The organism is Actinomyces sp. oral taxon 170 str. F0386 (assembly GCF_000195595.1).
In the GTDB taxonomy this organism is placed as follows: domain Bacteria; phylum Actinomycetota; class Actinomycetes; order Actinomycetales; family Actinomycetaceae; genus Actinomyces.
In genome coordinates this window covers 20,553-32,672 of sequence record NZ_GL882511.1, presented here as the reverse complement: position 1 = coordinate 32,672, position 12,120 = coordinate 20,553, and the positions used below count along the sequence as shown (strand labels likewise).

Here is a 12,120-nt window from a genome sequence, read left to right as displayed (position 1 = left end):
GTCAACAACATAACACCGGAATTCAAGCAAGAAATCTCATGAAAACAGAAGAAATATATCAAGATACTTCCCAGACAACTTTCAGATATATTGAAGTGCTCCCACAGGAGCAGCGGGTTGCATAGTAACCGCCGCCGGACGGAACTGGTCGCGAGGGTTGGGGAGCCCGATGACCGATCGGATTTCGAGGCCGCTCGGGTTGATAGGGAGCCCGACGCGAACCGCTCTGGCGAAGGAGGGTGAGTCCCCCTGGAGTTATGGGAATCCAGGGCGATACCATCCTCAACGACAGAGGCCTGTGGGCCCGGGCTCATCCCGGACCCACAGGCCGCGTCATTTTTCGACATCATTGCGCCGGTTTCTTCACCGCACTCTCCTCTATCGAATAAGGCGGGGAAGCAGACGATCCTGACGTTCCTGGTAAGCCGGGCGCCCGACGACGTCGGGCCGGAACCTGGGTGAGGCATGCCGAGTGAGGACGGACGCCCCCATGGGCGGCCCGGCCATCGGGGCCTCCTCGCCCGTGTCCTCCACGACGGCACCGTATTGCGGTCTGACGAGACAGTGACCGCCGTCGGGCTGCTAGTCCTCCAGGGAGTAGCCCGTCACCGGTCCGGCCGTGTTGGGCTGCCAGCCCAGTGCGGGAGCGACGTGCTCGGCGAAGGCCTGGAGGATGTGGAGGTTGAAGTCGACACCGAGCTGGCTGGGGATGGTGAGCATGACGGTGTCGGCGGCGTGGAGCGCCTCGTCCTGGGCCAGCTGCTCGATGAGAACGTCGGGCTCAGCGGCGTAGGTGCGCCCGAAGGTCGACTGCAGGCCGTCGATAATGCCGATCTGGTCATGGGAGTCCTCGCCGCGCAGGGCGAAGAACCTGCGGTCGACGTCGGAGACGATCGGGAAGATCGACCGCGAGACGCTCACGCGCGGGGTCCAGTTGTGGCCGGCCTCCTTCCAGGCCTCGCGGTAACGGCGGATCTGCTCGGCCTGGAGGTGGGAGAAGCCCTCGCCAGTGGCCTCGGTCAGGAGGGTCGAGCTCATGAGGTTCAGGCCCTGCCGGGCGGTCCACTCGGCGGTCTCGCGTGAGCCGGCGCCCCACCAGATGCGGCGGTCCACGCCGGGGGCGTGCGGCTCGATGCGCAGGCGGGAGCTGGCGCCAGGGGCCATACCGCCGCTGGTGTCGAGATCGGCCTGCGGGACGCCGCGGATGGCGTCGAGGAACTGGGTGGTGTGGGCACGGGCGACGTCGGCCCCGCGCGGGTCGGCGCTGCCGGTGTAGCCGAAGGTCTCCCAACCGCGCCGGGCCTGCTCCGGGGAGCCCCGGGAGATGCCGATGGCGATGCGCTGGTCGGTGAGCAGGTCGAGGGCGGCGACCTCCTCAGCCAGGTAGAGCGGGTTCTCGTAGCGCATGTCGATGACGCCGGTGCCGACCTCGATGCGCTTGGTGCGGGCGCCGGCCGCAGAGAGCAGCGGGATGGGGGCGGCGGCCTGGCGGGCGTAGTGGTGGACGCGCCAGTAGGCTCCGTTGACGCCGATCTCGTCGGCGCCGGCCGCGATCTCGACGGCGTCCTTGAGCGCCTGGCGGGCGTCGGGGTCACCAGGGCCGCGACCGTGTCCGTAGTGTCCGAAGCTGAGAAACCCGAATGCTTTCATGCAACCTTCAACTACGAGGATGATCGGACCATTCCGACCGGCCGTGCGAGCCGTGTCACCCGGCTCCGACCGCTCCCCTCCCTCGGCTCAGCGCCCGTTTGATGCGGGCGATGGCGGCGGCGCAACCAGAGCGAACGGAGCCCGGAAGGCGTTCGTCGGCGACCCTGTGGGGATGAGTTGAGCAGGCAGCCCGGAGACCTTGAGCCTCTCCGCGAGGCTCGCTCCACCCAGGGCCTTCTGAGTAAAGACGACAGCATCGGCCCGGCCGACCACCAATGTTGGCAACCTCGTCCAGCAGATCATCGTCAAGGGGCTTCCCCTCGTCAGCGGCGCACCTTCGACTCGCGGCCGAGGTCGCCCGGCGATGAGACAGGGACGTTCAGCCAACGAGGAACGGCCTCCTTGTAGTCGAGATAGGCCTGTCCGAACCTCTCCTCCAGGACCTTCTCCTCCGCAGGTATCTGGTATCGGTCGATCAGCCAGACGAAGCCGACCAGCGGGATCACCGCGGACGGGCTCCTGCGCGCGATCGCGTGCGCGAGCAACGTTCCCGCCAGACCCAGGTACATGGGATTGCGCGTCAGTCGGTTGGGACCGTCCACGACGAGGTGCCGCGCGCGTTCGACCCTCACCGGATCAACCGTTGTGCGGTGCCGAAGAAAACTGCCCGCACTTCCGGCGAGCGCGCATATCGAGATCCCGAGTACGGGGGCGGCAACCATCATCGACGACGGCGTCATTCTCCGGCCGCGCGCTATGGCGCTCTGTGCCAGCCCGGCCGCCGCCAGGAGCACCACCGGCGGTAGCCGCCTGAGCTTCCGTTCAACCACCATCTCATCCTTCCTCGGGCTACCGCTCGAGGGCGACTGTACTGCATGACGGGGACAGGCGAAGCGGCCTCAGCCGACGTGGAAGTACCGGGTCATCCGGTCCTCGACCTGGATGCGGGCGTCGGTGTGCTTAACCGCACAGCCCATGTGCACCAGGCTCGAGAGAGCCTCGGCACGGACCTGAGACCACTTCGAGAACGGGGCGCTTCCAACCTCCACCAACCCTCTCCTGACATATTACCGATTCGGTCATATAGTTGTGCCCATGTCACTGTCCTCCTCGGCCTTCTGGATTCTCACCTCACTCGCCAACGGGCGCCGGCACGGCTACCAGATCCTGCGGGAGACGGCGCTGCTCTCCGACGGCGCGGCCCGCCTGAAGCCCACCACCCTGTACGCGACCCTCGAGCGCCTGGAGAGCAAGGACCTCATCCGCTCCGACGGCCAGGAGGTCGTTGACGGCAGGGCGAGGCGCTACTACCGCATCACCGAGACCGGCATCGACCTGCTGACCGCCGAGACGCAGGCGCTGGAGCGTTCCGTGAGAGCCGCTCGGGCTAGCCTGAGTGCCGCGCGCCCCCGGCCGCAGACCGCGCGTTGGGGGGTGGCCTGAGATGGTGGAGGAGCAGTACTACCGACGTCTCCTCCGGTGGTACCCGAGGAGCTGGCGGGCTCACCACGGCGAGGTCCTGCTCGGCATCATGCTGGACGAGGCCGAGGCGCTGGGGCGCAGTCGCCCCACGGTCGGGCAACGGTGGTCGGTCTTTCTCCACGGGATGGGGAACCGGCTGGGCGTGCGGGCCGCCCTGTGGTGCGCAGCGATCGGCCTCTTACTGAGCCTGGCGGGTTTCGCCCTCTTGTTCATCGCGAACGCTACAGAGAGCCAGGGCAACGACACGATCTTCAGCTGGATCCACCAGGCGATGATGACCCTCCCGGGGGGTGTCATCGCGGCCGGATACCTAGGCCTGGCACGTGAGCGCGGAGTGCTGCCTGCGCCTCACGCCTTCGTCGCCGCGGTGATGGCGGCACTGACCTGCGTGGTGGCGACGGTGGCGAACATCGCGGGGGCGATGGCCTTCGAGGCCGCCGAAGCCAATGTTGCCGCCCCGTTCCTTGGTCGTCTGAGTACGCCTCTCATGGTGACCTATGGCGTCATGGGGGTGCTCACCATGGCAGTCGCCGTCGAAGGCACCCTGAGCATCAGGACCCGGTTGCACCCGGTGCTGCGTGCTGCGGTCGCCACTCTGATAGGGATTCCTGCAACAGCGGCGACTATCCTCATGGGGCTGACCCCCATCTCGATCTTTGGTGCCTCCATCGTTCTCACCATCATGTCACTCGCCCTTAGACGGCGAGTGCACCAGCGGCCACTGGCACCGTCGATGTCAGTGGCACCGCCGGTTCCACCGCACCTCTACCCCCTTGACCCAGACATTCCGAAGTACCCGGGATCACTCAACGTTCCGGAGGAGAGCCGGCTGCTTGGCACTCCTCCCGACGCCTATCCCCAGAATGCCGTCGACGACGACACACACCACGGCACGGCACGTCGGATCGGAGTCAGGCTCGGCCGCAGGACAGCCCTGTGGTGCGGTGTCCTGGCGGTTGTCACCTACTTCTGCTCAATGGCCGTCTTCTTCGCCGCCGACTACCTGCCGGGGCGGAGGGTGGCCTCTGCATTCTTCATCCAGGCCTCATTGTCCTGCCTGGTCGGATTCTTCCTGATAGTCGGCACCGTCAGCCTTCTGCGCGAGCGATCCGCAGTGACCCCGCAGCACACCGCGTACGCCACTCTCCTCTCGATGCTTGTGCCGATCGCTGGTGCCGCCTTCACCGTACTGAGCATGGTCGATGCCATCACTGCACGCTCAGGCGCCCAGAGCCACTGGAGCGATCGCACTGCGGGAGTGATTCTTTTCGTTTCCTATTTGCTGGGGGCAGCCGCTGTGGGAGTCCTCATCGACGGCCTGTCCGTCTGCCGGAGGATGGAGCCCGGACTGCGCACCGTCGTCGGCTTGATCATCGGGTCACTGGCCTCACCCCCGCTCTGGGGCCTCCTCATCTTACTGGGGTGGATGGTGAACCTTCCCTGGGCCATCGGGCTCATCGTCATCGGTGCTGTCAGCAGGCCCGCACCTGTCCCGCATCCGGCGGTTCCGTCGGCCATGCCCCGATCGGGCCCCAGAACGGTGAGCATGCTCTCCGGACGCAGAATCATGTGGATACGGCTCCTGGCGGCGAGCGCCGTCGTGCTCGGAGTAGGGGCCATCGCCTGGGGCGTCCCGCACGGGGGAGCCGGCGCCGCGGGCGCTCACCTCGCCTTCATCCCTCTGCTGGCGGCCCTCGCACTGTGGGTCTCTGGAAGGTACCCCGCATCGGCCGTAAGCACATGGGGATCGGCAGCCCTGGCCTGGACGTCCATGGTCGGCTTCGCGGTCAGGGCCTGGCCGCCGCTGCGCGAGGCGCTCCCGATTGCGGGGATCTCCGTTCTGTGCAGCGGTGCGGCGCTCGCTTGGACAGTGTTCACATGGCTCCCCGCGCGGAGGATCCTGCGAATCCTAGCAGGCGCAGGCACCGGATTGACCTACACGATCACCATGGTGCCGACGCTGATCTTCCTCTACGACTACTTCCTCTTCGCCTTCGTGCCCATGCTGACCCCTGCCTACGGTCTCATCATCCTGCGTCGGCCACCGACTCCGGCTCCGCCGGCTCTTCTGCAGGGTTCAGCTCCTGCTCCTGCGATGCCGACTCAGACTCACTGACCTCGGGCTCATCCGCGCTCTCGGCCTCGGCGATCTGCTCCATCGCGGTCTTCTGGGACAGGGGCACCTCGGGTAGGAGGAGAGCGATGACGGAGGTGGCCACGAACAGCGGGATCATCCAGCCGAAGATCGGCAGGAGGGCGTCGGCGTAGGAGCTCGCCACGGCGTCGTGCAGGGCGGTGGGCAGCTTGTCGACCAGGGCGGGGGTGAGCGAGGAGGTATCGGCGTCCTTGAACCGAGCGAGCGACCCCAGGACGGCCGGGTCCGCGCTGCGGGCCAACGCCCCGATCCGATCAGTGAGGTTGGAGGTGAGACCGGAGGAGAAGGCCGCACCGATGAGCGAGGCGCCCAGGGAGACGCCGACCTCGCGGAAGAAGTTGTTGCCGCTGGTGGCCGTGCCCAGGTACCTGGCCGGGAGCGCGTTCTGGACCACGGTGACCAGGAGCTGGAAGAACAGGCCGACGCCCGCTCCCATGAGGAAGGTGGCCGCGGAGATCTGCCAGACGGGAGACGATGTCGTCAGGCGGGAGAGCCAGAAGGAGGCTCCAGCGGCGACCAGTGGCCCCACGATCGGGTAGAGCCGGTAGCGGTTCGTGCGCGAGACGAGGACGCCGGAGAGGATCGAAGAGACGAGCATCCCGATCGTGATCGGCACCAGGAGCAGGCCGGAGCCGGTGGCCGAGTACCCGTAGACCATCTGGAGGTAGGTGGGCAGGTAACTCAGGACACCGATCATGCCACCCATCGCAAGCATGCCGACGAGCGTGGAGACGATGAAGGTGCGGCTGGTGAGGATCGACCAGGGCAGGATGGGGTCGACGGCACGGGTCTCGACGAAGGCGAACAGCCCCCAACAGACCAGGCCGACGGCGCCCAGGCCGATGGTGACAAGGCTGGTCCACTCGTACTGGTTACCGCCCCAGGTGGCCATGAGGACGATGGCGATGGCGCCGGCGTTCAGCAGAGCGAGCCCCCACCAGTCGATGGGGCTGGTCAGGCGGCTGCTGGGCAGGCGCAGCACCAGGGCGATGGCGATGAAGGCGAGGATGCCCAGCGGCAGGTTGATCCAGAAGGTCCAGCGCCAGGAGACCGAGTCGGTGAGCCAACCGCCGATGATGGGCCCCAGGATGGAGGCGATGCCGAACATGGCTCCCATGGGGGCCATGTAGGTGCCGCGTACGCGTGGCGGAATGAGGTCGCCGGTGATCGCCTGGGAGGAGATCAGCAAACCCCCACCGCCCAGCCCCTGGATGAAGCGGTAGATGATGAGCTGGGTCATGGTGTCGGCGGTGCCGCACAGGGCCGAGCCGATGAGGAACAGGGCGATGGCCACCAGGAAGAGGTTCTTGCGGCCCACGAGGTCGCCGAGCTTGCCGTAGACGGGCATGGCGACCGTGATGGCCAGGGTGTAGGCCGTCAGGATCCAGGCCATGTGGGCGGCGCCGCCGAGGTCGCCCACGATAGTGGGCAGGGCGGTGCCGACGATCGTCTGATCCATGGCGGACAGGAACATGACCACCAGGAGCGAGGCGTAGACCGCCCAGAAGCGGCGATCGGGGTGGAAGTCGGCCCCCGGCCCGGCAGGAGCCGTGCCGGTTGGCTCCGACGACGTAGAAGTGTGAGTCACGGTAAGCGCCTTTACGAGATGGAAGGGGTGGGAACTGTCAGAGAAGGAAGAGAAAGAGGTGGCCGGCGAGCATCAGCCGGGCGGGTTCGGCGTCTGGAAGACGGGGGAGGGCCGGTCGGACGGCGCCTGGATGACGACGTCGGAGAGCGCCTCGACCATGGCGCGGACGGCGTCGACCAGCTGGACCTCTGGGGCCTGGGCCGAGGCCTCGGGTACCTCGGCGCGCACTGGCGCCTCCTCGCGGCGCTGCTCCCAGGGATGAGTGCGTCCACACCACAGGTCCACGGCGCTGCGCTGGATCGCCATGGCCAGGGCGACGACCGCGCGGGTGCGAGGGTCGTAAGGTTCCGTGCCCAGGCGGCGACCGGCGGCGTCGGCGAGGGACACGGCGATGGCGCGCAGGCGCTCGTGGATGGCTCGCTCGATCTCCGGGTTGTCCCGCACGATCTCCGGGAAGGACAGCAGCCATCCTCGTTCGGACTCGGCGGCCTCGGCACCGGAGGCGAGCAGGGCACCGAGGTCCTCCAGGAGACTTCCAGTGCCGTTGACGAAGGTCTCGATGGCCTCTGGCTCCGGGGGCTCCAGGCCGACGACGAGGAGGTCGGTCTTGGAGGAGAAGTGGTTGAAGACGGTGCGCCGGGAGACACCGGCGAGGGCGGCGACGTCATCGACCGTCATGGCCGCGTAGCCGCGCTCTCGAGTCAGGGCGAGCGCGGCGGCGCGGATGGCGGCGCGGGTGCGTCGCGCCTGAGTGGCGCGCAGATCGGTTCCGGTCACGCGACCATCCTGCACTCAGTGCAGAATTGCACTCAATGCAAGTTGGCGCGAGGTTCCTCACGAAGGCGCCGTCTCATGCCGCCCACCGGCCCCACCGAAGACTGCGAACCGGACGCCAACGTTGCACAAGCAAGCCATCCATGACACCTTACGACCTAAGGTGTCACAACATAGGGTGTCATCTAACAATAGATATATTGATCCAATAGGTAGCAGGACGCTGCGACGCCATGCACGGCGCGACCGTCCAAGATGTGCTGGGCGGTGTCCAAATCGGATACAAAGGCTCACCCCCAGCTCGGACACACAGAAAGAAACCGCATGATTCCGCGGTTCAGTCAGCGGCCATATCGGACCTCAGGCTCCTTTGTATCCGATTTGGACACGAGCTCCTCCTCCAGGAGCCGGGCGAACCTCAGACACTCTCGTAGACAGCGACCTCGATGAGGTTCTGATCGGGCTCACGCACGTAGAGGCTGCGGATAGTGCCATGGGCACCCGTCCGCTCGACGGGGCCGTCGTCAGGAGTGAAGGCGCGCCTCGTAGGCCTCGATCTCGCCGACCTTGGGGCCGTAGCTGCTGGCCGGGTCGTGGTGCAGGTCGAGCCAGACATCGATGAGCGCCCAGGCGGCGGGCGCCGCGATGACGTTCTGCCCCATGCACAGGATCTGGGCATCGTAGTTCTCCACCGAGCCGCGCACGGTGAGCAGGTCGTGCGCGGTCGCAGCGCGCACCCCGGGCACCTTGTTGGCCGCGATGGCGGTTCCCACACCGGTACCGCAGATGAGAAGCCCACGGTCGACCCGTCCCTCGGCAACTGCCTGGGCGACCTGGAAGGAGACCTCCGGGTAGGTGATGTCCGGCATGGACAGGTCGACGAGGTCGCTCACGCGCTCGTCCTCGACCAACCGCTCTTCGATGGCGTCCTTCAGGAGGGCTCCGTTGCCTGGGGAACCGATGGCGATTCGCATGACCCCAGTGTCTCAGGCCACGTCACGCAAGGCGAGCCCTACGAGGTTTCGTGTGATTCCTGGACTCCTGCCATCACGGTGAAGGGCACCGGAAGCGCCCTGGAGGCAAGATGCTCGCGGACCTCATCGATCGTGCCGTCGCCGACAAGACACAGGTCCACAATACCGGGAACGGGATGAGGCGTGCGAGCGATCAGGTCATCCTCCCCACGGAGGTTAATCTCTCGGTCACCGAAGCGCACCGCTGTCCGCTCCTGCCCAAAGGTAACAACCTCCAGGTCCAGAACCCACGAGCAGAATTCGACGCTCGCGTTAATGGAGGACCGTCGGTTCGATATGGTCAATGCCGGCGATGCGTATCGGACAATTGTCCCAAACCATCCCTAGGAGCACTCGATGTCCGCAACCGCACCTTACTCCCACTCTTATTCAGTTAGGCCAAAATTCGATCGAGTCTATCTCTGATCATCGATTCGATGTTGCTGTCATTGGTTCTCAACGAAAGCATGTCGGCCCCGTAGACGCTTATGATCTGCGCCTTCAACTCATCACGCGCTTGCTGCTCGGGATTGTCTTCATGATATTCAGTTCCGTTGACCTCAATCGCAAGCAGCATTCGCTTGCTCACCTTGTGGTATATAGCAAAATCGACAGCAGACGTAGAACGAACAAATTTTTTCTGCCGTTCGTTCAATCGATCGGTATCAGGCATCAGGTCGCGGAGTCTCACCTGTGAAACCACCTCCAGAAGATCATAAGCAGGATCTTTGAGAACATCCTTCAGAAGGGTCCACACAATATTCTCCGACTTATACTTGCTGCCCCCGTGAACTCGCGAAGCGAACTCGCTGAGACGCTCAGAGTACTCCTGGTAGAGCAGGTCGAAGACTGAAAGTACTCCACTTTCGGTCACCTGATCAGGATCTTGATATCTGACATAGTCGATGAGCGCTTTAATCACCTTGCTCCGAGGGACCTCGTTATGGTTGGTGACAAGAATGAACTTCTCTCTGGCTCGCGAGACCGCAACGTTGATCATTCGTGGATCGTCAACGAATCCTAATTTCATGTGACCATTCCGAGATTCGTCAACAACCGTACTAAGAACCATCACGTTTGCTCCACGTCCTTGAAATTTATGTATAGTTTCACTCAGTGAACTGAATTCGGGAGCAGCACCTGTGCGGTTAATAGCCTCACCGAGACGGTCAGCCTGAAGCCGGTACGGGCTTGTGACACCTAACGCGTAATCACTTCCCGAATCTTCACCTTCGAGAATGCTTCTAAAATCTACACCGTCAACGACACCCCCAAGGAGCTCCTCGACAAGGTCGATCTCACGCTGGCTGTACGTACCTTTAGTAAGGGCTCGACGCAAGGTACGCATATGATTTCCTGGAGCCGTCTTACGAACCATTAAGGCAGGCCATTGGTCGTCAGATTTTCTAGACTTCATGGAAATCAACTCGCCGTCATAGAACATCTTATTGCAGAACTCGATGATCTCAGGCGCGCAGCGGTAGTGTTCGCGCAGCATTGTTCGAGGCAGTTCTTGACCGTAGAGCTCGGTGACGGACGAAAGAATGGAGTGCGCAGCAACGTCGTATGCGGGAAGTGGCGGGGAGATCGACGCCGATTCCAACTTTTTATCGAAAATCGGTCCAAGCTGTTTAAGATCCCCGACCACCACAACATTTCTTGCCTTACTCATCGCCAAAGCAGCGGCATGTAGATTTGTCTGAGTAGCCTCGTCAATAATCACCCAATCTAGAACATGGCCTTCCGACAGGTTACGCCGAATCGAGTGACAGGTCGTAAGAACCACTGGGTACTCAGACAAGAACTCCGGCGTGTGTTTCCATATCGGTTTATTATCTTCATCAAATACGAGACGCGCACTATTCGCGTAGCGTTGCCACAGCGCTAGATCCAGAAGCGCGCGAGAACTCTCTTGGTACTTTCCCCTGATTTCCTCGGAACTGCGATCGCCGATCTCGGCCCGCCAACGTCGCTCTTTCTGTCTCAACTCTTCGATCCGCCTAGAATAAAAGGCTCTTTCTAGACCAAGGATAATATTGGCATCTCTCGTATCCAGATCTTTTGTTCTACCGTACTTGAAGTATCTGCGGATACGAGGAACAAGCCCCATGATGCCTTCAGGAAGATCCGGATGCACAGTAGTTTCAGCCAGATAGTCGAGGATACGCCCAGAGCTCTTGCGCAGCAGAGGCAGCTCACTTAGATCAGGAAAGACGACACCGTCGGCTCGGCGCTCCAGATGAGCAGCTTCCAAAGAGTATTCCTCTATTTTATTGCTCACCTTTGCAAGTTCTCGACAGGAGTTCCATACCCTATGCAGCTGTTTATCTATTTGCTCAAGATTATCCGCCGCCTGCCCTCCAGCGGACCGCACGGCCTCATTCACAGACACCTGGTTCAGCCAACGAACGATGCTGCTTGCTCGCGCCTCTTGATCGGCCAGGAAGGAGGTGACGTATTCTTTTTTACCCATGCGTGCTGCCACGAATCCATATCCCGCCTCATCGAGCTTGTCTTTGACGTTCTCAACAGCAGCGTTACCAAAAGACACAACTCCAACCGTCGCCCCGGGAATCATGAGAATATTGGCGATGATATTGAGAATGGTCTCTGTTTTTCCAGTCCCAGGAGGGCCATCGATAACACTAACCCGATGAGAGAGTGCTCTCTCTACCGCAATCTTCTGATCCTCGTTGCTCTGAAACGGTAGAATAATTGGCAACCGAATTTCTGACGTTCGTGAGTTTGATCCCTCCATGTACGCAGACAACGCACTGTCAGGATGAACAAACTTAATCGACTCAAATGCCGGACGAGTCGGATCATCATCTTCCAGCATGAATGCGGTTTCTTTCCAGTACTTAAAGACGTCAGCACCACCTCCCGCGGACGCGGACGACACCAGTAGTGTGAGGTCGTCGGGACGATACAGGTGACTTTTCCCTATCACCTTGTTGTCGCGATAGAATCGAACAATTGAATACGATCCGTCGTACACATCAGTGAAAGTCGCAATTGTGAGCGGGGGGTACCACACCTCACCTTTCACCTTAACCAGCTCGGTCGATTTGAGAGAGCGAAAACCCGAAACATTCTCGAGAAGGCGTGCCCTTGGATGTCGATACGGGAATGACTGACCACCATTTTTAAATTGAACTCTTACAATACCATTGTCAGGATTGACCCACTCAATGGACTCTGTTCGATCGTATAGTGCACCTGTGTTGTTGTCGGGAACCAATACGCGAATTTTAGTGCCGTCGATCATGTCTCTCTCCCAAGACGAGTTACGGGACGTCTTCACGTTAGCCGCAGCAGAAGTCTTGCAGAGCGTTCTTGACAACCGATCAGAAAGTTTGAATACGTACACAAACCTGAACAAGCATATTTGTAGGAACCACTACTTTCCTGATCGCGATCCTCCCGTGAAGTCACTTCTTTGAGTCTCAGCCACGGGG

9 protein-coding genes are annotated in these 12,120 nt (G+C 62.3%); 2 read left to right on the top strand and 7 right to left on the bottom strand.

The window, feature by feature from the left end:
* Nucleotides 1-582 precede the first annotated feature (582 nt).
* From HMPREF9056_RS00910 to HMPREF9056_RS14000, 3 genes are all read right to left on the bottom strand, one after another.
* Nucleotides 583-1,650, bottom strand: coding sequence for an LLM class flavin-dependent oxidoreductase (locus HMPREF9056_RS00910; RefSeq protein ID WP_009401995.1), 1,068 nt, complete (start codon nucleotides 1,648-1,650; stop codon nucleotides 583-585).
* 323 nt (nucleotides 1,651-1,973) lie between these two features.
* Nucleotides 1,974-2,483, bottom strand: a complete 510-nt coding sequence (locus tag HMPREF9056_RS00905; protein WP_009401993.1) for an isoprenylcysteine carboxylmethyltransferase family protein — start codon at nucleotides 2,481-2,483, stop codon at nucleotides 1,974-1,976.
* 66 nt (nucleotides 2,484-2,549) lie between these two features.
* Complete coding sequence (locus tag HMPREF9056_RS14000; protein ID WP_157184969.1) at nucleotides 2,550-2,699, bottom strand: hypothetical protein; 150 nt, start codon at nucleotides 2,697-2,699, stop codon at nucleotides 2,550-2,552.
* 46 nt (nucleotides 2,700-2,745) lie between these two features.
* Here HMPREF9056_RS14000 and HMPREF9056_RS00900 point away from each other — a divergent pair, with 46 nt between their 5' ends.
* Complete coding sequence (locus HMPREF9056_RS00900; RefSeq protein WP_009401991.1) at nucleotides 2,746-3,093, top strand: PadR family transcriptional regulator; 348 nt, start codon at nucleotides 2,746-2,748, stop codon at nucleotides 3,091-3,093.
* Between the two features lies 1 nt (nucleotide 3,094).
* Nucleotides 3,095-5,248 carry a hypothetical protein gene (locus HMPREF9056_RS00895; protein ID WP_009401990.1) on the top strand — a complete coding sequence of 718 codons (2,154 nt, stop codon included), beginning with the start codon at nucleotides 3,095-3,097 and terminating at the stop codon, nucleotides 5,246-5,248.
* On the opposite strand, the gene HMPREF9056_RS00890 is transcribed toward HMPREF9056_RS00895, so the two are convergent.
* From HMPREF9056_RS00890 to HMPREF9056_RS13310, 4 genes are all read right to left on the bottom strand, one after another.
* Nucleotides 5,160-6,875, bottom strand: a complete 1,716-nt coding sequence (locus HMPREF9056_RS00890) for an MDR family MFS transporter (protein ID WP_034513264.1) — start codon at nucleotides 6,873-6,875, stop codon at nucleotides 5,160-5,162. The genes HMPREF9056_RS00895 and HMPREF9056_RS00890 overlap by 89 nt on opposite strands.
* 72 nt (nucleotides 6,876-6,947) lie before the next feature.
* A complete protein-coding gene (locus tag HMPREF9056_RS00885) occupies nucleotides 6,948-7,652 on the bottom strand; it encodes a TetR/AcrR family transcriptional regulator (protein WP_009401988.1) in 705 nt (234 codons plus the stop codon).
* A 521-nt stretch (nucleotides 7,653-8,173) separates the two neighbouring features.
* On the bottom strand, nucleotides 8,174-8,623 hold the full coding sequence (locus HMPREF9056_RS00880; RefSeq protein ID WP_009401986.1) for an RpiB/LacA/LacB family sugar-phosphate isomerase: 450 nt from the start codon (nucleotides 8,621-8,623) through the stop codon (nucleotides 8,174-8,176).
* A 433-nt stretch (nucleotides 8,624-9,056) separates the two neighbouring features.
* Nucleotides 9,057-11,930, bottom strand: coding sequence for an AAA domain-containing protein (locus HMPREF9056_RS13310; RefSeq protein WP_087942148.1), 2,874 nt, complete (start codon nucleotides 11,928-11,930; stop codon nucleotides 9,057-9,059).
* Nucleotides 11,931-12,120 lie beyond the last annotated feature (190 nt).

What these genes read in the sequence shown, in the direction of transcription:
- HMPREF9056_RS00910 (WP_009401995.1), bottom strand. Translation starts at nt 1,650, where the DNA reads ATGAAAGCATTCGGGTTTCTCAGCTTCGGACACTACGGACACGGTCGC.
- HMPREF9056_RS00905 (WP_009401993.1), bottom strand. Translation starts at nt 2,483, where the DNA reads ATGGTGGTTGAACGGAAGCTCAGGCGGCTACCGCCGGTGGTGCTCCTG.
- HMPREF9056_RS00900 (WP_009401991.1), top strand. Translation starts at nt 2,746, where the DNA reads ATGTCACTGTCCTCCTCGGCCTTCTGGATTCTCACCTCACTCGCCAAC.
- HMPREF9056_RS00895 (WP_009401990.1), top strand. Translation starts at nt 3,095, where the DNA reads ATGGTGGAGGAGCAGTACTACCGACGTCTCCTCCGGTGGTACCCGAGG.
- HMPREF9056_RS00880 (WP_009401986.1), bottom strand. Translation starts at nt 8,623, where the DNA reads ATGCGAATCGCCATCGGTTCCCCAGGCAACGGAGCCCTCCTGAAGGAC.
- HMPREF9056_RS13310 (WP_087942148.1), bottom strand. Translation starts at nt 11,930, where the DNA reads ATGATCGACGGCACTAAAATTCGCGTATTGGTTCCCGACAACAACACA.